The following is a 19,122-nucleotide window of genomic DNA, read 5'->3' on the forward strand; positions in this document are numbered from 1 at the left end:
GAACCATGCCTGTTCAGAACTCAGGCCCAAGCGTTCACCCCCCGAGCAGATCCGGGAAGATCGTGACGATGTCCGGGAAGAACCACAGAATGGCCAGTCCAACCACCTGGATCAGAACAAAAGGCGCGACACCGCGGTAGATATGTCCGGTGGTCACCTCTTTCGGTGCGACGCCCCTTAGATAGAAGAGCGCAAATCCGAAGGGCGGCGTCAGGAACGAGGTCTGCAGGTTCACCGCGATCATGATCGTTACCCACTTGGGGTCGAATGTTCCGCCATAGATCACCGGCCCCACGATCGGGATCACGATGTAGATGATCTCGAGGAAGTCGAGCACGAAGCCCAGGATGAACAGCACCAGCATCACGATCAGGAACACCTTGTACTCGTTGTCGAACGAGCGCAGGAACTGCTGGATATAGTGCTCGCCACCGAAGGAGATGACCACGAGGTTCAGAAGCTGAGAGCCGATCAGGATGGTGAAGACCATGCTGGTCACTTTCGCCGTCTCGCGCACCACAGGCGACAGCACGCCGCCCGCGAAAAGCACCCAGCAGGCGAAGAGCAGCCCGAAGAGAGCGTAAAGGTAGGCGGCCTGAGCCACCAGGAACGCGATCCAGTTTTCGGCCCCCGCGCCTTCGACATTGACCCGCAGGTCGAAATTCACGCCGATGATGATGGCGATGAGAATTGCGAAGGTGGCAAAGATGATGATCTTGCCCGAACGTTCTTCGTCCTTCAGCTTGCGATAGGCCGCGAGCATGATCGCACCGCCTGCCCCCAAAGCCGCGGCGGGCGTCGGGTTGGTGATACCGCCCAGGATGGACCCCAGAACCGCTACGATCAGCACGAGCGGGGGGAAGACCACCCGTATCAGCTCATTCTGCGCCAGCCGCGCCGCGGCGTGGGTGCAGCCGTAAAGCGCAAGTCCTACCGGAATGGCCATGATCACGAATGTCGCGCCGGAGCTCCATTGCGGCCCGATCAGCAAGATATCGACGATCAGGCCAAGCACAATCCCTACGCCTCCGACAATCAGCGGTGTCGGGCTTTCCGATGGAAGAACGCCGCGGGCGAAGGTCAGGATCAAGGCGAAGATCAGCATCATCACGGCAATGCCGGTCCCGACAGGCGCCGCGTTCTCGATCTTGCGGGCCAGCATCTCGGCGCGCTCTTCCTCGGACAGCCGCACGCTTTGGGTCACACCACCTGACTCGTCGATGGCCTGCTGTTCGGCGACCGCCCGGTCCCAGGCGGCCTGCCCGTGCAGTTCGATCATGGAGTCCTTGCATTCAGACCCGACGGCGGTCCGCAAGCTGGCCGACTCGCCCTGTTCACTGAAGCTGTCGATCGTGGTGCTCTGGCTGCCTATGACGTTCATCTGCCCCAGCACCAACATGCCAGCGACAAGCGCAACCGGGATGCCGAGGAACCAGGTAAAGGCCTCGCCGCGCGTGATTGCCTCGGCATTCGTAGCGCCCAGTTCGACCGCAGGGGCCTTGCTGGGGTTCACCAGCGCGTAGCCAAAAGCATAGAGCGCATAGAGCAGAGCCAGAAGGATACCGGGCAGCAAGGCGGCTTGGAAAAGCGTGCCCACGGACACGACCGCAGGCTCGCCCAGATAGGTCAGGGCGTCGGTGCACCCAGCTTCCTGTGCCCGGGCCTCTTGCGCCACCGCATAGAGGTCGCCGGCCAGCGTGCCCAGAAGAACGATCACGATCGAAGGGGGAATGATCTGGCCCAAAGTGCCGGAGGCTGCGATCACACCCGTGGCGATCTCGGGGCTGTAATTGTTGCGCAGCATGGTCGGCAGGCTCAAGAGGCCCATGGTGACCACTGTGGCCCCCACGATGCCGGTTGACGCTGCGAGAAATGCGCCCACCACCACGACGGAAACGGCAAGGCCGCCGGGCAACGGGCCGAAGACGCGCGCCATCGTCGTCAGCAGATCGTTGGCGACCTTGGAACGTTCCAGCGTGATCCCCATCAGCACGAACATCAGAACCGCCAGCAAGGTCTCGATCGATTGGCCCGCGAAGACGCGTTCGTTCATTCGGTTGACGATGAAACTGATATTGCGGTCCAGCGCGGTTTCCCAACCCTGCGGGAAGACCGGCTCGCCCACCCGTGGCAGATCGGGATATCGGAAAATCGAAACGCTGTCCGGTTTTACCCCGGTGCTGAGCAAGGTGCGATACGCCTCGCTGCCGGTGTCGATCGCCTGGTGGATCAACAGGCCGGCGCTGTCCAGGCCGGCAATGATGCCAAAGGAAATCACCCCGGCACCGCCGATGGCAAACGCCACCGGAAAGCCGGACAGGATGCCTCCAAAGAGGCACAGGAACACGATGATCAGGCCGATCTCGACGCCATCAAGTCCAAACAACATCAGTGCGTCCCCTCATAGGCTTCTTCGCCTTCCCCGAGGCTGTCCTTGTCAAGGTATTTACCTTCGCTCTCCGGTCCTTCCTTCCATTCCAGGTAGGAGCGGTAGAAAAAGGCGACCGAATGGATGAAGACCATGCCCGCAAAGGCTACCATCAAAACCTTGAACAGGAAGTAGCCGTTGAACCCGTTCGGGCTGAACCCGATGGTTTCGACATTCCAGCGGACCGCCCGCGCCTTCATCATCAGCCGGTCCAGCGACTCCGATGCCGAAGGCTTTGGCGTGATCAGGTGCCGCCACATGAAATACCAGCCATACATCCAGACCAGCACGGCCATTGGCGCCATGAAGATCACGCAGCCGATCATGTCGATAAGCTTCTGCGTCCGATACTTCACCGCAGCGTAGACAAGGTCGACTCGCACGTGACCGCCCTGCACAAACGTGTAGGTACAGCACAGCGCGATGACCAGGGCATTGTGAAACTTCAGCGCTTCCGCCCACCAGCTGATGTCATAGGTCAGCGGGATACCGAAGCCGAAAGAGATATCCGGTCTTACGAAGATGCGCTGCACGAACACGATGATGATCTGCTGCAGCACCATGATCAGACCGGCCCAGGCGAACAGGCGGCCCGTGATGTTGGCGAAGCCTTCCATCACACGCACGCAGCCCCACATGAAGCTGTTGCGCCACAACCCGACCGCGGTCAGGACCAGCACGAACGTGAATACCACAAAGAAAAACTCGATCGATCCGCCGTAGTAGACGAACCGCATGATCGCTTCCTTGTCGGCCCAGTTCAGCCACAGCCCGGGATGCGTGATCGCATACGCCAGGTCGTAGAAAGACCCGAATATTCCACCGAAAAACCAAATGATTGCATCCACAAAGGCGGACCCTGTTCCGGTCGCTTCCGTCTCGCCCATGTCTGTTCCCCCAAATCCTGTGTTCAGACCACCCGGAACATGTCAGCGTCACAAGGGCTCTGATGCATATCCAAGCTTGGTCGATCCTGAACAGGAATTACACGTCTATGTGCAAAATGCCCCCGCGCCATCCAAGGGCGCGGGGTGCGAAGGTATCAGTCGCCCGGCGATCAGATGTCGAGCACGCGGTCGCGCTGCGAGCGGAAGCTGCCTTCGGACCGGCTGATCCAGGAGGCCGAGCTTTCCAGCGACTCGCGGTAGCTGTCGTAGGCTTTCTTGTAGAGCTCGTCGCCCATGTTCTGTTGCAGCACTTCCTGTGCCGCCGCACCGAACGCGTCCCAGACCTCGTCGGGGAATTCACGCAAGGTGACGCCCGACGATTGCAGACGCTGCAGCGCCGCACCGTTGTTGGCCATGAACTGCGACATGCTCCAGATATTGGTGGCTTGCGCCGCGCCCGAGACGATCGCCTGCTGCGCCGGGGTAAGGCTCTCGTAGACTTCGAGGCCGACAACGCAGTTCAGGTTCGGGCCGGGCTCGTGGAAGCCGGCGGTGTAGTAGGTCTTGGTGATCTCCTGGAAACCGGCCTTCTCGTCCGCCCAGGGGCCGATCCACTCGGTGCCGTCGATGGCACCCGAAGACAGCGCCTGGTACACTTCCGATCCGGGCAGGTTCTGGACGCTGGCGCCCAGCTTGCCCAGCACTTCACCACCCTGGCCGGGCATGCGGAAACGCAGGCCCTGGAAGTCCTCGGGCGAGTTGATTTCCTTGGCGAACCATCCGCCCGATTGCGGGCCGGTGTTGCCGCACGGAAATGCCTTGAGGCCGAAGATGGAGTAGAGCTCGTCGCCCAGTTCCTTGCCGCCGTCGATGTACCACCAGTTCGAATATTCCTGGAAGGTCATGCCGAACGGGATCTGCGAGTAGAACGACAGAGCCGGATGCTGACCCAGGAAGTAATAGTCCACGCCATGGTACATGTCGGCCTGACCGGCGGTGACGGCGTCGAAAACCTCGAACGCGCCAACGAGTTCACCAGCGGCTTTCAGGTCCACGGTCAGCTGACCGTCGCTCATCGCGGTGATCTGCTCGGCGCAGTATTGCGCGGCATCGTGCACACCGGCAAGGCCACGGCCCCAGGTCGTGACCATGGTCAGCGTGCGGTTGCCTTGGGCATAAGCCGGTGCGGCCAGCGACGTGGCGGCCGCAGCCGACCCGCCCAATGCGGTATTCTTCAGAAATGAACGACGATCCATTCGGTAAATCCTCCCAATTGATGAAGCGCGCATGCCGTCCCTATCAGCCTGCGCGCGGACCGTTGCAGGTGCCGGGACACTATCGCGGACCTCGATCAAAGGAAATACCGAGTAATGCGTAGGTTTGGCCCCGATGCGTCGCGGACATCTCTGACGGTGCTTACTTTTCGGGCAACTCGGGGAGAGTGCGCCGGAAAACCGGCTTGCCGCGGCTCTGGGCTTCGAGCCCAATTGGCATTAACGATTCGCATCGGGAGAATCGATGATCAGACTTCAGATGAATTACGGTCAGAAACTGTTCTTGACGGCCACCCTGCCCCTTGTCCTGGCGGTGGTCACCATTTCCGTACTGGTTACATTGCAGTCGCGCCAGATGGCGGAACAAGAGATCCACACGCTCGAAGAAAAGCTGATCGCAGCCAAGCGCGACGAGCTGAAAAATTATCTGTCGCTCGCCAGAACGGCCATCATCAACATATATGGCCGCGCTGCACCCGATGACGAAGAGGCGAAACTCGCGGTCACGCAGATCCTCGCCGGTATGCTATATGGCCAGGACGGATATTTCTTCGTCTACGATTACGACGGCAACAACCTGGTCAGCCCCAGATACACCCAGCTTATCGGGCGCAACTGGACAGGCATGGAGGACCCGAACGGCACCCCCATCACCGACGAGCTGATTCGCATCGCGCGGACCGGCAGCGGATATCACGGTTACGAGTGGACCAAACCCTCCACTGGCGAGAGGGCCCAGATGGTGACGTATGTCATAGGCCTGCAGGACTGGCGGTGGGTGATCGGCACAGGGGTCTTCGTCGACGACGTGATCGCTGCGGTCAGTTCGGCCCGTGCCACGGTGGAAAGCCGCATCCAAAGAACGTTCCTCTATATCGGCGGGCTGACGATGGCCGCGCTCTTGCTCGTGTTCACTTCAGGCATGTTCATCAACCTGCGCGAACGCCGCGCAGCGGATGCCAAACTCAAGAAACTCACCCAAAGGGTCTTTGACGCGCAAGAGGAAGAGCGCAGTCGTGTCGCGCGCGAATTGCATGACGGGATCAGCCAGATCCTTGTCGGGGTCCGCTATGCGCTGGACAGTGCCCGTCGACGGTTCGCGTCTGACGACGCCCGCGCCGGTGAGACGCTGGATCGTGGCATCGCGCATCTTTCCGGTGCGATTCACGAGGTCCGGCGCATTTCGCGAGACCTGCGTCCGGGGGTCTTGGACGATCTCGGCTTGGGCCCGGCATTGAAATCCCTGGTAGAGGATTTCGGACACCGCACTGGCATCAAGACCGAGTTCAGCACCGTGCCGTTTCGCAACCGGCTCGACGACGATGCCAAGACAGCCCTTTACCGCGTTGCCCAGGAAGCCTTGACAAATATCGAACGCCACGCTGGTGCCAGCCGCATCTCGGTCGATATTCGCGGCCACAAGAACGGCGCCACCTTGCGCATTTCGGACAATGGACGGGGATTGGACCAGGACCGGGCCGCAGCGTCGCCCTCTTCGGGTCTGGGCCTTCGGAACATGCAGGAACGCATCGAGCAACTGGCCGGCACGTTGCGCATACTCAGTTCAAGAAGCGGAACCGTGATAGAGGCCAACGTACCGCTCGCCCACATACTGCAACCCGAAGGCGGCACCGAGTCCCCGAAACAGACCCAGGCCAGCGCATGACCGATTGTATCCGTATCGCCATTGTCGATGACCATCCCATGGTCGCCGAGGGGATCGAAGCGATCCTGGAAAGCTACGACGATATCGAGGTGGTCGCGACCCTGTCTTCGGGTCGGGAGATCATCGAGCAAGCCCCCGACCTGACCCCCGATGTCATCCTGCTGGATCTAAACATGCCGGGCCTTGGCGGGCTGTCGACGACGGAAATCCTGCTGGAACGGCAGCCCGATACGCGAATCCTGATCCTGTCGATGCACGACAGCCCCGAATACATCAGCTCCGCTCTCAGTCATGGCGCCAGCGGATACGTTCTGAAGGATGTACCCACGGAAGAGATCAAGCGCGCCATCGACGCCGTCAATGCTGGCGAAAGGTATCTCTGCACCGGGGCACAAGGCTCGCTTGCGCCGGACACGGGCGAAACCCGCCCGCAGCTGACCAACCGCGAACAGACAATTCTGCTGCAACTTGCGCAAGGCAAGTCGAACAAGGCTGTTGCGTTCGCTCTGGATATCTCGGTCCGCACGGTCGAAACCCATCGCAAGAACATCAAGCGAAAGCTTGGAATCAGTTCTACCGCCGGCCTCACGCGTTACGCACTGGAGCACGGGGTGCTGCAGGGAACCGGCGTTTCCCTGTAGCACCGGCCGGTCGTGGACCAATTTTGCGGCACCACATGCCGCGGCGCAGAAAAATTTATGCTGCACCCCTTCCATAATTTCGAAATTCTGTCATCGTTAAGACATTCTTGGCCATGGGGGACACCATGCAGGACGTTCAAGAAGACTATGGCGAAAGCACGGTCGAGTTCGCCGATTTCACCTTCGACCGCCAGAAAGCCGTTTGCTACGGCCTTCAGAACAACGCCGGCGGCACCACAACGATCATCAATTTCGCCTCCGAGCGGCTGGCCGACAGGTTTCGCACGGCTTATCTCAACGAGTTGAACATCCGCATCATCCAGAACGAGGCGCAGCTGATCTGTTTCGCGGATTACGACACGGTGATGCGCAAATCGCAGGATGATCCGCGGGTTCAGTCGCTGCACTACAACCGCGACTACATGATGGGTACGCTGGGCCACATGATGTAGGGCTTGTGACCCAAGAGTCTTCGTCCAAAGATTCTTGGGTCAGAAAATTCGTACGAATTTTCTTCAACCCAGCGGCGCGCCGTCGTCGCGCTTGACGGCCACGATTGCCGAGCGGGGCAGCTTGCCCTCGCCATCAGGGAACGGCGCGTCGGGATGCTGGATGCCCACGAACATTGTGCGCCGGTCGGTCGACCAGGTCAGGCCCGTGACCTCTGAGCCCTTGGGCCCCGTGAGAAACCGGGCGATTTCGCCCGTGACCGGGTCTCCGACCAGCATCTGGTTGTTGCCCATGCCTTCGAACTCGCCTTCGTTGCTGTCGTCGCCATCGGTCTGGATCCAGACCAGCCCGGCGCTGTCGAAGGCCATGCCGTCGGGAGAGTTGAACATGTTCCCGGCGGTGATGTTCTCGGAGCCGCCGTAGATATTGTGGTAAACCTCCGGGTTGCCCGCCATCACGTAAAGATCCCAGGTGAAACGATCATTGGCATGATCGTCGTTTTCCGGCCGCCAGCGCACGATCTGACCGTAATTGTTGGTCTCGCGCGGATTGGGGCCGTTGACCGGCGTCTCGTCACCGCCCGCATTGGGCTTTACGCCGCGGTTCTTGTTGTTGGTCAGGCAGCAATAGGCCTCGACCGCGTGCGGGTTGGCGGCAATCCATTCGGGGCGGTCCATGGTCGTGGCCCCCACCGCCGAACCGGCCTGCCGGGCGAATACCAGGACCTCGGCCAGGCTGGCCATCCCGGTGGTCTCAGGCGTCAGGGCCAGCCATTCGCCGCTCTGATCATCGTGGAACTTCGCCGCGTAAAGCGTGCCCTCGTCCAGCAATCCTTCGGTCGGGCCGCCGGGCGTGTAGGTGCCGTTCGACACGAAACGATAGAGGAACTCTCCCCGCTCGTCGTCGCCCATGTAGACCACGACCCGTCCGTCAGAAGCCAGCACCACTTCGGCATTCTCGTGCTTGAAGCGCCCTAGGCCGGTATGCTTGACCGGCGTGCTGTCGGGGTCTGCCGGATCGATCTCGACCACCCAGCCGGCTCGGTGCGGCTCGTTCGGATGTGTCGAAATGTCGAAACGGTCGTCCCACTTGTGATAGTCATAGCCCCAACCGTCCGCGCCGATGCCGTACCGCTCGTAGCCTGCATGGACCGGGTCCGACACCTCGACGGCACCTTTGGCACCGAAGTAACCGTTGAAGTTTTCCTCGCATGTCAGGTACGTGCCCCAGGGCGTCTTGCCGGACCCGCAATTGTTGAAAGTGCCGAGGCTTTCGGTGCCGGTAGGATCGGCCTCGGTCGTCAGCAGGTCATGCGCCGCGGCCGGGCCGGCGATCTTCATCGGCGTCAGGTGCGTTATGCGGCGGTTCATGGGGCTGTCCTTGACCACATGCCAGCCCTCCGCGTCTTCGGCCACCTCGATCACGGCGACGCCTTGCAGACTTTGAAGCTTGCGCACGTCATCCAGTCCTGTCGGAACGCCATCCGTTGCATGGGGCAGGTTTATCTCACGGTTGGTATACTCGTGATTGATCGCCAGAAGCTGTCGCCCGCCCACCTGAAAGCTTTCCATCCCGTCCGTGTTCTCGCCGAAGATGCGGTCGGCGCTGTCGGCGTCACCGCCGGTTTCGTGGTCGAACTCCGGCGCGTCGGGAAAGATCGGATCACCCCAGCGGATCAGCACGTCCCAGCGATAGCCCCCCGGAACATGCACGGTGGCATCGGTCTGGATACCGATCGGATCAAAGGCGAACCGGCTGGTGGCCTGCGCCTGGGCCGAGGTCGCAGGGATCATCACACCTGTGCCCATCGCCGAAGCACCCGAGCCGAAGGCGAGCACCCCGCCCAGAAAACCCCGCCGCGAAATCGCGGCATCGACCACCCGGTCGAAGTCGTTTTCGACCGGACGCGGGTTTATCAGTTCGTCCCAATCGTCGGCGGGAAGACGGGTGAGGTCGGCGTCATTCATGGCAGATCTCCGGCTGGCGGTGGCGTTTGGATACCCCAAGATTGCCACGTGACTGTAACAACCTTCGGACGGGTTGGTGACAGTCCCTCAAACCTGCGCGTCTTTGCCGCGCCCCGTTCTGCGCAACAAATGAAAAGAAACAGCCCCCTTGCGCGACATTTTTCGCGCAAAATCCTGTTGACGCTCCCGAAAGCCGCACCTAAGGTCGCCAAACGCAGCAGGGAGTCGCCAAAAATGGCATCGCTAATCGTAATCGTAGGTGAATGGCGCATGGGCCGGTAACGGACACCATAACGGTACCCCATGCGCCCTCGGAACCCTCCGGGGGCTTTTTTATGCGTAACGCAATGAGACACATGTCATGAACGGAGCAACAAGATGACACGTCAGATGACCGGAGCGAAAATGGTGGTTCAGGCCTTGAAGGATCAGGGTGTGGACGTCGTATTCGGATACCCCGGCGGTGCCGTGCTACCGATTTATGACGAGATTTTTCAGCAGAATGACATTCGGCACATCCTTGTCCGGCATGAGCAGGGCGCGGTCCATGCCGCCGAAGGTTACGCACGCTCGACCGGCAAGCCGGGCGTCGTTCTGGTGACCTCGGGGCCCGGCGCGACCAATGCGGTCACGGGCCTGACCGACGCGCTGATGGACTCCATACCGCTGATCGTACTGACCGGCCAGGTGCCCACGTTCATGATCGGCTCCGACGCGTTCCAGGAGGCCGACACCGTGGGCATCACCCGCCCCTGCACCAAGCACAACTGGCTGGTCAAGGAAACCGAGCGGCTGGCCCAGACCATCCACGAGGCCTTTCACGTGGCAACCTCGGGCCGGCCCGGGCCGGTGCTGGTCGATATCCCCAAGGACGTTCAGTTCGCCTCGGCCAAGTATCTGGAGCCGGCGCAGACGAAGACCTCGCATTACCAGCCTCAGACCACCGGCGATATCGATACGATCACCGAGCTGGTCGAGGCGCTGGAACAGGCCGAGCGGCCGATCTTCTACACAGGTGGCGGCGTCATCAATTCGGGCGACGAGGCGACCGCGCTTCTGCGCGAGCTGGTCGAGGCCACGGGCATCCCGATCACTTCCACGCTGATGGGCCTGGGCTGTTATCCTGCCTCGGGCAAGAACTGGCTGGGGATGCTGGGGATGCACGGCCTTTACGAGGCCAACATGGCGATGCATGACTGCGACCTGATGATCAATATCGGCGCGCGGTTCGATGACCGGATCACGGGACGGCTGGACGCGTTCTCGCCGGGCTCGCAGCGGGCACATATCGACATCGACCCGTCCTCGATCAACAAGGTGATCCGCACCGACTTTCCCATCGTGGGCGACGTCAAGGAAGTGCTGCGCCAGTTGCTTTCGGTCTGGAAGGAACGCGGGGCCAAGGTCAACCGCGAGGCCATCCGCAACTGGTGGAGCCGGATCGAGGAATGGAAGAAGATCAACTGCCTGGCGTTCACGCAGAAGGGCAAGACGATCAAACCTCAGCACGCGGTGCACCGGCTGGAAGAGCTGACGAAGGGGCATGATCGCTACATCTGCACCGAGGTAGGCCAGCACCAGATGTGGGCGGCGCAATACCTCGGCTTCGAGGACCCGAACCGCTGGATGACCTCCGGCGGGCTGGGCACCATGGGCTATGGCTTCCCGGCCTCGATCGGCGTGCAGGTGGCGCATCCCGAGGCGCTGGTGATCAACGTCGCGGGCGAGGCGTCATGGCTGATGAACATGCAGGAGATGGGCACCGCGGTACAGTACCGCCTGCCGGTCAAGCAGTTCATCCTGAACAACGAACGCCTTGGCATGGTGCGCCAGTGGCAGGAACTGCTGCATGGCGAGCGCTATTCGCATTCGTGGTCCGACGCCCTGCCCGATTTCGTCAAGCTGGCCGAGGCGTTCGGGGCGAAGGGAATCCAGTGCTCGGATCCTGCCGATCTGGATGATGCGATCATGGAGATGCTGAACTACGACGGGCCGGTGATTTTCGATTGCCTGGTCGAGAAGCACGAGAACTGCTTCCCGATGATCCCGTCGGGCAAGGCCCATAACGAGATGCTGCTGGGCGAAAATGCGTCCACGGCCGATGCCATCGACGCAGGCGGCGCGGTGCTGGTGTAGACCAGCACTGTCGCCCGGCAAACTTCAAAGGACCAGAAGCTCATGTCAGCTCTCAAAATCAAAAAAGGCGCGTCCAGCCATTCGGCCTACAACTTGCGCCCGACCTTCTCGGATGCCGAAGAGCGTCACACGCTTGCCGTCATCGTGGACAACGAACCGGGCGTGCTGGCCCGCGTGATCGGATTGTTCTCGGGGCGCGGCTACAACATCGACAGCCTGACCGTGGCCGAGGTCGATCATACGGGGCACATGTCCCGGATCACGATCGTCACCACCGGCACACCGCAGATCATCGAACAGATCAAGGCCCAGCTGGGCCGTATCGTGGTGGTCCACGAAGTGCATGACCTGACGGTCGAGGGGCGCACGGTCGAGCGCGAGCTGGCGCTGTTGCGCGTCACCGGGACAGGCGACAAGCGGGTCGAGGCGCTGCGGCTGGCGGATATCTTTCGAGCGAACGTGGTGGACAGCACACTGGACAGTTTCGTGTTCGAGATCACCGGCACGTCCGAGAAGGTCGACGCGTTCGCCGACCTGATGCGCCCCCTCGGGCTGGAAGAGATTGCCCGCACCGGGGTCGCGGCCCTGTCGCGCGGCAGTTGAGCCTCGCGGGGGTCTTGCCTAGCTGAACTTGACGATCGCCTGCTTGGTATCCGGTCCCGCCGGGGGCGCGACATTGCGGCGGTCGCGGCCCGGCATGAAGGGCAGGATATTGCTGGCAGCGCCTGCCTGGCCTGACTGGGGCGCGAGTAGTTGCGTCTCGGTCATGCCGCGCAGATCTGCGGCCAGAAAGGGGTACTGCTCGCTTGACACAATTTCTATCTCGTAGGCGATGCGCACACCGCGCCCGTCACGTATCTTGAATGAAACAAGATCGCCTTCTTCGAAGCTCGGCGCTTCGGAGAGCTGCGATTGGTCGCCGTCGAAAAAGGCCAGGCTTCCGTGGTCCTCGCACCAGATCAGCGCCCGTTTCGTGCATCGATCAGTCCACAATACAGCACCGTACATAGCGTCCCCGCAACTATCCTGAATTAAGGATAGGACAGTGCCACGCTGCATTCACTGTAAAATCGACGCATCGGCTACATCCATTTGTGTCAGATGCGTCTTGGCCTGACGCTAATTCGCGTCATTTTCTGGACAGAACTGTTCGGGTTCGTGTAATCAGTTGCCAAATCATGTATCCGACACCCTGCGGGGCGTGTCGGCTGGAAACGGAAACGATGCCAAGTTGACAAAAAAAACCGCAACAGGCGCAAGTCCGCATCATCCCGAGGACCCGGCCGCGCTGAGAGGAATATTCGGACAGAACCTAAAAACCCTTACCGCGCCGTACGGGTCGGTTTCGGCGCTGTGCCGAGAACTGGGAATCAACCGCACGCAATTCAATCGCTACCTGTCGGGCGAAAGCTTTCCACGACCGGACGTGCTGCATCAGATTTGCCGGTTCTTCAATGTCGATGCGCGGATATTGCTCGAACCTGTCGAGGCGATCTACACAACCTCTCCCGAACTGCTGAGCCATCCGTTTCTGTCGGGCTTCTTCGGCAGCGGACCTACAGCGGTGCCGGAGGATGCCTTTCCCAGTGGGTTCTACAGTTTCGTCCGGCGGTCCTTTATCGACGACGCGTTGTTTACCATAGGTCTTGTTTATGTGCATCGCCAAGAGCCCTACACCTTCCTGCGGGGGTTCGAGCCGCGCGACGCCCTGCGAAGCCAGGGCCTGTCCACCGCGGCTGGCAGTCGCGAATACCGCGGCCTTGTCATGCGCCAGGAGGAAGGTGTGATGGCGCTTGTCACGCATCGCAGTTCGCTGGCCTGTTCCTTCAACTTCCTGACGCGGGAGACCTCCTTCCAGTCCAATATCTGGGAAGGTTACGCCACGCGGACGGTGCGCGAAAAGGTCACCGGGCGACGGGCGGCGCGCATGGTCTACGAGTATCTCGGTCCCGGTCTGCAACGGGCACTGCCGGTCGCGCGCCGTGCGGGATTGGCGGCGCTGGAGGATATTCCCCTGTTCCATGCAAGGCTGTTGCGCCTGAACGAGACCTTTCGCTAGAGCGCCTTCCAAACCGAGCGCCACGCGCGTCGCATTTCGTGAGGTCATGTCGGGATTTGTCGGTTACGGCACGCGGATTTCAGGCAATCGGAACGCGTAACCAGCCAAGGGGATGCGCCACCGATGTCCGCAACGATTTCCGATCTTTCCGCCGTTCGCACCAGTGTGGAACAGGCCAACGGCTTGCCCAACGCCCATTACATCGACCCCGCCGTCTATGCCGAGGAGCGTCAGGCGCTGCTTTATACGCAGTGGGCCGGGCTGTCCGTGGCCGCCGACGTGCCGGAGCCGGGGGATGCCAAGCCGATCGAGTTCCTGGGCATGCCGCTGCTCTTGTTGCGGGACAAGGATGGCGATGTCCGGGTGTTCCAGAACATCTGCCGCCACCGGGGCATGATCCTGGTGGAAGAGCCGCGCAAGATCGAGGGCGCGATCCGCTGCCCCTACCATTCCTGGTGCTATTCCACCAAGGGCAAGCTGGTCTCGACCCCGCATGTGGGCGGGCCGGGGCACAACACGCACGAGGCCATCAAGCGCGACGACCTTGGCCTGATCGAGGTGCGCAGCCATGTGTGGCGCGATGTCGTGTGGGTCAACGTGTCGGGCGATGCGCCGGCCTTCGAGGAGGCCATGAGCGAGGTCATGGAACGCTGGTCGGAGTTTGAACTGCCCGTCTATCACGGTGGATTCGACAGCAAGATCGAGTTCGAGGTCAACACCAACTGGAAGCTGGCGGTCGAGAATTATTGCGAGAGCTATCACCTGCCGTGGGTGCATCCGGGCCTCAACAGCTATTCCAAGCTGGAGGACCATTACAACATCGAAAAGCCCGGCGCGTTCTCGGGTCAGGGCACGATGGTCTATCGTCAGTTGACCAACGAGAACGGCGAAAAGTTCCCTGATTTTGAAGGGGTTGGCGCAAAGTGGAATGAACAGGCGGAATATATCGCGGTCTACCCCAACGTCCTTCTGGGCGTGCATCGCGACCACGCCTTCGCCATCATCCTGGAGCCGAAGGGCCCCGAGAAGACGGTCGAGCATATCCATCTGTATTATTCCGTTCCCGACAGCGACGAAGGGCTGCGGATGCGCAACACGCAGCTTTGGAAGACGGTCTTCGAAGAGGATCTCTTCGTGGTCGAAGGCATGCAGCGCGGGCGCCATGCGGACCAGTTCGACGGGGGGCGGTTCTCGCCCGTCATGGACAGCCCAACCCATTGTTTTCATGACTGGGTTGCCGGCAAGGTCGAGGCCTACCGCGGCATGGGAAAGGCCGCGGAATGAGCGGGACGCTGGACACTGCGATGATCGCGGCGCACGAGGCGTATGACAGTGCCGCCCTGATCCGGCTTTACACGCAGGCGGCGGATACGGCGAATGACCTGGACGCGTCGTGTTTCTACCTGACACATGCGTATGTGTTCGCGCTGGAGGCCGGGGCGCCGGCGGCTCGGAGCCTGCATTCGCGGCTGGTGCGGCACGGGCGCGAGGCCTGAGGGCACTGGACGGTTAAGGATTGCGACTCGACCGGATTCGGCACGTCGGTATCGCGTCGGTATCCAGGTGGTATCGCGGCGGTGCGATTTCTGCCCAGATCCTGGGATTAACCGGGCGTGCGGTGCGACCCGCGCGATCAGGAGAGCGTTAAGATCGGGTGAAGCCAACGGCCCCGGCGGCGCGTGGGTTTTCACCCACCCTATGCGGCCGGTCACGCGGACTCCCGTACTTGATCCGGGATCTCTGCCCGAGGACGCCCTTGCGTCCCGGTGCCCGCAAATCGAACGATGTCCGGGCCAGAATTGCCTTAATGGGATGGCAGGTTTTTTGCAGGAGAGTGTCGCAATCCCCCATCGAGGCCACATGCAGACCAGCCCCGATCAAATGTCCATGGCCCGCCATGCGCGCCTGTTCGAACTGCTGCGGCAGGAGAACATGGCGCTGAAAATACGGTCCATGCCCCCTGCCCCGAGACCGAACGATCGACAGGCGGCCCTGAGGTTTCGCCAGGCGGCGGAGCGCTCGCTGATCGGGGGGTCGGCGAGGCTTTAGCCGCGGAAGCCCGTGGCCACCACGAATTTCTCGGAACTGTCGGAGCGGGACGCGGGCGGCTTGACGTTGGCGACCTTGGTGAAGCGTTGCTTCAGCAATTTCTGCAGGTCGCCCTCGGCCCCGCCGGCGAGAACCTTGGAGACGAAGGTGCCGCCCTCTTCGAGCACGTCGAAGGCGAGGTAGGCCGCGGCCTCGCAGAGGGCGATGATGCGCAGGTGGTCGGTCTGCTTGTGGCCGGAAGACGCGGCGGCCATGTCGGACATGACCACATCGGCCTTGCCGCCGAGCCATTCCTTCACCTTGTCGTCGGCGTCGTCTTCCATGAAGTCCAGCACGTGCAACTCGCAGCCGGCGATGGGCTCGACCTCCTGCAGGTCGATGCCGAGGATGGAGCCCTGCGCCTTGCCGGATTTCTCGCCCAGGGCGTTGACGCGGGGCACGGCCACCTGGCACCAGCCGCCGGGGGCGCAGCCAAGGTCCACCACACGCGCGCCGGGGACGAGGAAGCGGAACTTGTCGTCAAGCTCCATGATCTTGTAGGCGGCACGGCCGCGATAGCCCTCGGCCTGGGCGCGTTTCACGTATGGGTCGTTGAGTTGCCGTTGCAGCCAGCGGGTGGAACTGCTGCGCCGGCCCTTGGCGGTCTTGACCTTGACGGTCAGGTCGCGCTGGCCGCGGCCGGAGGTGTTCTTGCCCGTGGGGCCCTTGCCGGTTGGTTTCTTGGCCATCAGTCCTGTCCTTCGATCAACACGCCGTCGGCGGCCATCTGGGCGTAGAGCATGCCCTCGCGCAGGCCGCGGTCGGCCACCGACAGCCGGTCGGTGGGCCAGCAGCGCAAAAGCGCCTGGAGGATCGCCGCGCCAGACATGATCAGCGGCTGCCGGTCAAGACCGATGCGCGGGTCGCGGCGGCGGCCGGCCGGGCCCATGGCGAGGTAGTCGCGAATGACCTTGTCGATCTGTTCGGAGGTCATGCGCAGCCCGTCGACCTTGTTGCGGTCATAGCGCTTGAGCCCGAGATGGCTGGCCGCCACGGTCGTCACCGTGCCCGAGGTGCCGACGATCTGGAAGCCGTCGCGCGGGGGTTCGTCCTTGTAGGGGGCGAATTCGGCGAGGTTTTCCTCGAAAAACCAGCTCATCAAAGCGAAGCGGGCGGCGTCATCCTCGACATCGTTGAACTGGTCGCGCAGGGTCGCGACCCCGAGCGGCACGCTGATCCAGTCGACCACGCGGGCCGAGGGGCCGTCGCTGCGGCGGGCGTCGGGAAAGCCGCCATGCATCCGCATGATGGCCGAGGCCCGTTCGCGCGGGCGCACGTTGGTGAGGTCGATCCAGACAAGCTCGGTCGAGCCGCCGCCGATATCGACGACCAGCAGCTGCTCGGTCTTCTTGCTGACCAGGGGCGCGCAGGAGACGACGGCAAGCTGCGCCTCTTCCTGGGGTTCGATAATGTCGAGGCGCAGGCCGGTTTCCCGCTCGACCTTTTTCATGAAGGCGGCCCCGTTGGAGGCGCGGCGGCACGCCTCGGTCGCCACAAGCCGCATCCGGCGCACCTTGTTGCGCTTTAGCTTTTGCTGGCAGACGCGCAGGGCCTGGATGGTACGGTAGATCGAGGCGCGCGACAGCTTGCCGGTCTGTTCCAGCCCCTGCCCCAGCTGCACCGATTTCGAGAAGCTGTCCACGACTTTGAACTGAGCGCCGTCGGGTCGGGCGATCAGCATACGACAACTGTTCGTTCCCAGATCCAGCGCCGCGTAGAGCGGGCGGGATTCGGGCGAGATCAGTGCGGGGCTTTCGACCTTTGGCCGTTCTGGTGAACGAGGGACCGCGCCCGCACTTTCGGGACGCTTGGGCGCCATAACTCACGCCCTCCATTTCGAGTTGATATAAAGGTAGTCCTTCCAGGGCCGTCACGCAATACTTGCTACTCATCAACATTCCCCTCGGCGTTGATGGGCCGGGTCGCGTTTGACTTCGGCAGATGTTTGCCCGTAGCCTTTGAAGGCTGCGGTCTGTTCGGGCCATTGGGGGTGCCATGTTTACGATTATCGCCTTGTCGCTGCTGGGTATCGGGGCCAGTGCGTTTATCATTGATGAGTTCGTCAACGACGATGACGACGAACCGGCGCGGGATGTGTCCACGCCTGGTGAGGGTGACGATGGTGCGCAGGACCCGTCGACGGACGGCGAAGACTCCGGCGAAGACTCAGGAGGTGACACTGGAGAAGACCCCGGGGACGTGCCGCCGGAGGATGAGAGCGACATGCCCGTCGCGGACACCGTGTTTATGGGCACCGACGGTGATGACACGATCGCAGCCGAGGATATCGACGCCCGCGTCGAGACAGTAGAAGCCGGTGATGGGAACGATTCCATCGCGACGCAGGTCAATAACATCGACATCCTCGGCCAGGACGGGAACGACACGATCACGATCGGGGAAGATCAGCCTATCGTCTACAATGTGAACGCGGATGGCGGCGCGGGAGATGACGTGATCACGGCCCGCGACCCGTCGGCCTCGCTGCTGCGGGGCGGTGACGGGAACGACGAGATCAACGTCCAGCAAGAGAGCTATGACGAGGAGTTCACGCGCCTGGAAGGTGGCGATGGCGACGACAGGCTGAACCTCGACCTTGCCGTGCCCGACCAGGGCCCGCAAATCGGGTTGCAGGCCTATGGCGGTGACGGGGCCGATACGTACACCCTGACCTTCATGCCGGCCTATGGCGACGGCGCGGATGAAGACGCGGGTCCGGCGCGCATTCTCGACCTGCGCGATTTCGATCCCGCGGAAGACCAGATCGTGATCGACCTGAGCGACACCGCCGGGTCCGGCGACGCGGTCGAGACCGAAATCCGCGACAGCGAGGATGGCGACACTCTGGAGATCGTCGTGTCGTTTCTGAACGAGGCCGGAGACAGTGTTTCGGGCACGATCAACCTTGGTGCCTTGACGGGCACGCCGGGACTTGCCCCCCAGGACTTCATCTCGATCGTGACCGCCTGACGAGCCGGATGAGGTCAAGACCGGCTCAGGCTGTTACCGCTCGGCCTCGTGCCGCAGGCGTTGAGCCATGCGCGGGATAAACTTGAATCATTTTCCGGTGGCTTGCAGTGGTCTTGAAACGACATCCCGGTTAGGGTGACGTCGCTGGAAGATGCCGTTAAGTCGAAAAACGACCCTTTCGGACCCGGCTGGTGAACTAGAGAGAGTCAATCGAGGTAGAGGAATCAGCGATGGTCGATGTGACTGTGGTATACTGGCGGGACATCCCCGCGCAGGTGATCGTCGGCAAGGGCCGGCGCGGGTCCAAGCGCCCCCTGCCCGAGCGGTTCGAGCAGGCCATAGACCGTGCCGCCATGAAGGTCGGCGCCGAGGATACCGATGCCTATCTCGCCGAGTGGCGAAAGGCCGCGCCCTACGAGGTGGAGGGTGATGCCGACGCGGTGGCCGAGGCCGAGGCGGCGCGGCTGGACAAGGAATACGATCAGGACCGCATCAAGCAGCTGATCGCGAATGACGGTTGGGCCGGCTCGCAGTGAGCGGTGCCCGCAAATCTTTC

Annotated in this window: 17 protein-coding genes; 10 read left to right on the top strand and 7 right to left on the bottom strand. The window is 61.9% G+C overall.

Annotation, left to right across the window (positions count from 1 at the left end):
* Positions 1-34: 34 nt before the first annotated feature.
* The 3 genes from FIU89_RS10720 to FIU89_RS10730 form a co-directional block, all read right to left on the bottom strand.
* On the bottom strand, positions 35-2,389 hold the full coding sequence (locus FIU89_RS10720; RefSeq protein WP_152492579.1) for a TRAP transporter large permease subunit: 2,355 nt from the start codon (positions 2,387-2,389) through the stop codon (positions 35-37).
* On the bottom strand, positions 2,389-3,315 hold the full coding sequence (locus FIU89_RS10725; RefSeq protein WP_152492580.1) for a TRAP transporter small permease subunit: 927 nt from the start codon (positions 3,313-3,315) through the stop codon (positions 2,389-2,391). Before FIU89_RS10725 ends, FIU89_RS10720 begins: the two co-directional genes overlap by 1 nt.
* Before the next feature lie 170 nt (positions 3,316-3,485).
* On the bottom strand, positions 3,486-4,571 hold the full coding sequence (locus FIU89_RS10730; RefSeq protein WP_152492581.1) for a TRAP transporter substrate-binding protein: 1,086 nt from the start codon (positions 4,569-4,571) through the stop codon (positions 3,486-3,488).
* Between the two features lie 262 nt (positions 4,572-4,833).
* On the opposite strand from FIU89_RS10730, the gene FIU89_RS10735 reads away from it, so the two are divergent.
* From FIU89_RS10735 to FIU89_RS10745, 3 genes are all read left to right on the top strand, one after another.
* Positions 4,834-6,255: a cache domain-containing protein gene (locus tag FIU89_RS10735; protein WP_254701647.1), complete on the top strand. Its 1,422-nt coding sequence runs from the start codon at positions 4,834-4,836 to the stop codon at positions 6,253-6,255.
* The gene (locus FIU89_RS10740; RefSeq protein WP_152492582.1) at positions 6,252-6,896 is read left to right on the top strand and encodes a response regulator transcription factor; all 645 of its coding nucleotides are present in this window, start codon (positions 6,252-6,254) and stop codon (positions 6,894-6,896) included. The genes FIU89_RS10735 and FIU89_RS10740 overlap by 4 nt, the downstream gene beginning before the upstream one ends.
* Positions 6,897-7,021: 125 nt before the next feature.
* On the top strand, positions 7,022-7,348 hold the full coding sequence (locus tag FIU89_RS10745; protein WP_152492583.1) for a hypothetical protein: 327 nt from the start codon (positions 7,022-7,024) through the stop codon (positions 7,346-7,348).
* Positions 7,349-7,411: 63 nt separating this feature from the next.
* Here FIU89_RS10745 and FIU89_RS10750 read toward each other — a convergent pair whose 3' ends face one another.
* Complete coding sequence (locus tag FIU89_RS10750) at positions 7,412-9,313, bottom strand: PhoX family phosphatase (RefSeq protein WP_152492584.1); 1,902 nt, start codon at positions 9,311-9,313, stop codon at positions 7,412-7,414.
* A gap of 378 nt (positions 9,314-9,691) precedes the next feature.
* Here FIU89_RS10750 and FIU89_RS10755 point away from each other — a divergent pair, with 378 nt between their 5' ends.
* Positions 9,692-11,449, top strand: coding sequence for an acetolactate synthase 3 large subunit (locus FIU89_RS10755; RefSeq protein ID WP_152492585.1), 1,758 nt, complete (start codon positions 9,692-9,694; stop codon positions 11,447-11,449).
* 42 nt (positions 11,450-11,491) lie between these two features.
* Positions 11,492-12,052, top strand: a complete 561-nt coding sequence (gene ilvN, locus FIU89_RS10760; RefSeq protein ID WP_152492586.1) for an acetolactate synthase small subunit — start codon at positions 11,492-11,494, stop codon at positions 12,050-12,052.
* Between the two features lie 18 nt (positions 12,053-12,070).
* Here ilvN and FIU89_RS10765 read toward each other — a convergent pair whose 3' ends face one another.
* On the bottom strand, positions 12,071-12,457 hold the full coding sequence (locus FIU89_RS10765; RefSeq protein ID WP_152492587.1) for a hypothetical protein: 387 nt from the start codon (positions 12,455-12,457) through the stop codon (positions 12,071-12,073).
* Between the two features lie 223 nt (positions 12,458-12,680).
* Between FIU89_RS10765 and FIU89_RS10770 the strand changes: the two genes are divergently transcribed.
* From FIU89_RS10770 to FIU89_RS10780, 3 genes are all read left to right on the top strand, one after another.
* Positions 12,681-13,508 carry a helix-turn-helix domain-containing protein gene (locus FIU89_RS10770; RefSeq protein WP_152492588.1) on the top strand — a complete coding sequence of 276 codons (828 nt, stop codon included), beginning with the start codon at positions 12,681-12,683 and terminating at the stop codon, positions 13,506-13,508.
* Between the two features lie 123 nt (positions 13,509-13,631).
* Positions 13,632-14,792: an aromatic ring-hydroxylating dioxygenase subunit alpha gene (locus FIU89_RS10775; RefSeq protein ID WP_152492589.1), complete on the top strand. Its 1,161-nt coding sequence runs from the start codon at positions 13,632-13,634 to the stop codon at positions 14,790-14,792.
* Positions 14,789-15,004 carry a hypothetical protein gene (locus FIU89_RS10780; RefSeq protein WP_152492590.1) on the top strand — a complete coding sequence of 72 codons (216 nt, stop codon included), beginning with the start codon at positions 14,789-14,791 and terminating at the stop codon, positions 15,002-15,004. Before FIU89_RS10775 ends, FIU89_RS10780 begins: the two co-directional genes overlap by 4 nt.
* Before the next feature lie 549 nt (positions 15,005-15,553).
* On the opposite strand, the gene FIU89_RS10785 is transcribed toward FIU89_RS10780, so the two are convergent.
* Both FIU89_RS10785 and FIU89_RS10790 read right to left on the bottom strand, forming a co-directional pair.
* Positions 15,554-16,285, bottom strand: a complete 732-nt coding sequence (locus tag FIU89_RS10785) for an RlmE family RNA methyltransferase (RefSeq protein ID WP_152492591.1) — start codon at positions 16,283-16,285, stop codon at positions 15,554-15,556.
* The gene (locus FIU89_RS10790) at positions 16,285-17,415 is read right to left on the bottom strand and encodes a Ppx/GppA phosphatase family protein (protein WP_152492592.1); all 1,131 of its coding nucleotides are present in this window, start codon (positions 17,413-17,415) and stop codon (positions 16,285-16,287) included. The genes FIU89_RS10785 and FIU89_RS10790 overlap by 1 nt, the downstream gene beginning before the upstream one ends.
* A 176-nt stretch (positions 17,416-17,591) precedes the next feature.
* On the opposite strand from FIU89_RS10790, the gene FIU89_RS10795 reads away from it, so the two are divergent.
* Together FIU89_RS10795 and FIU89_RS10800 are read left to right on the top strand one after the other, a co-directional pair.
* The gene (locus FIU89_RS10795) at positions 17,592-18,566 is read left to right on the top strand and encodes a hypothetical protein (protein WP_152492593.1); all 975 of its coding nucleotides are present in this window, start codon (positions 17,592-17,594) and stop codon (positions 18,564-18,566) included.
* 230 nt (positions 18,567-18,796) lie between these two features.
* A complete protein-coding gene (locus FIU89_RS10800; RefSeq protein ID WP_152492594.1) occupies positions 18,797-19,102 on the top strand; it encodes a virulence factor in 306 nt (101 codons plus the stop codon).
* Positions 19,103-19,122 lie beyond the last annotated feature (20 nt).

Source organism: Roseovarius sp. THAF27 (assembly GCF_009363655.1).
GTDB lineage: Bacteria > Pseudomonadota > Alphaproteobacteria > Rhodobacterales > Rhodobacteraceae > Roseovarius.

Coding starts and splice junctions, on each gene's coding strand:
- FIU89_RS10790 (WP_152492592.1), bottom strand. CDS start 17,415: ATGGCGCCCAAGCGTCCCGAAAGTGCGGGCGCGGTCCCTCGTTCACCA.
- FIU89_RS10780 (WP_152492590.1), top strand. CDS start 14,789: ATGAGCGGGACGCTGGACACTGCGATGATCGCGGCGCACGAGGCGTAT.
- FIU89_RS10775 (WP_152492589.1), top strand. CDS start 13,632: ATGTCCGCAACGATTTCCGATCTTTCCGCCGTTCGCACCAGTGTGGAA.
- FIU89_RS10765 (WP_152492587.1), bottom strand. CDS start 12,457: ATGTACGGTGCTGTATTGTGGACTGATCGATGCACGAAACGGGCGCTG.
- FIU89_RS10795 (WP_152492593.1), top strand. CDS start 17,592: ATGTTTACGATTATCGCCTTGTCGCTGCTGGGTATCGGGGCCAGTGCG.
- FIU89_RS10750 (WP_152492584.1), bottom strand. CDS start 9,313: ATGAATGACGCCGACCTCACCCGTCTTCCCGCCGACGATTGGGACGAA.
- FIU89_RS10720 (WP_152492579.1), bottom strand. CDS start 2,389: ATGTTGTTTGGACTTGATGGCGTCGAGATCGGCCTGATCATCGTGTTC.
- FIU89_RS10725 (WP_152492580.1), bottom strand. CDS start 3,315: ATGGGCGAGACGGAAGCGACCGGAACAGGGTCCGCCTTTGTGGATGCA.
- ilvN (WP_152492586.1), top strand. CDS start 11,492: ATGTCAGCTCTCAAAATCAAAAAAGGCGCGTCCAGCCATTCGGCCTAC.
- FIU89_RS10800 (WP_152492594.1), top strand. CDS start 18,797: ATGGTCGATGTGACTGTGGTATACTGGCGGGACATCCCCGCGCAGGTG.
- FIU89_RS10730 (WP_152492581.1), bottom strand. CDS start 4,571: ATGGATCGTCGTTCATTTCTGAAGAATACCGCATTGGGCGGGTCGGCT.
- FIU89_RS10745 (WP_152492583.1), top strand. CDS start 7,022: ATGCAGGACGTTCAAGAAGACTATGGCGAAAGCACGGTCGAGTTCGCC.
- FIU89_RS10735 (WP_254701647.1), top strand. CDS start 4,834: ATGATCAGACTTCAGATGAATTACGGTCAGAAACTGTTCTTGACGGCC.
- FIU89_RS10755 (WP_152492585.1), top strand. CDS start 9,692: ATGACACGTCAGATGACCGGAGCGAAAATGGTGGTTCAGGCCTTGAAG.
- FIU89_RS10785 (WP_152492591.1), bottom strand. CDS start 16,285: ATGGCCAAGAAACCAACCGGCAAGGGCCCCACGGGCAAGAACACCTCC.
- FIU89_RS10740 (WP_152492582.1), top strand. CDS start 6,252: ATGACCGATTGTATCCGTATCGCCATTGTCGATGACCATCCCATGGTC.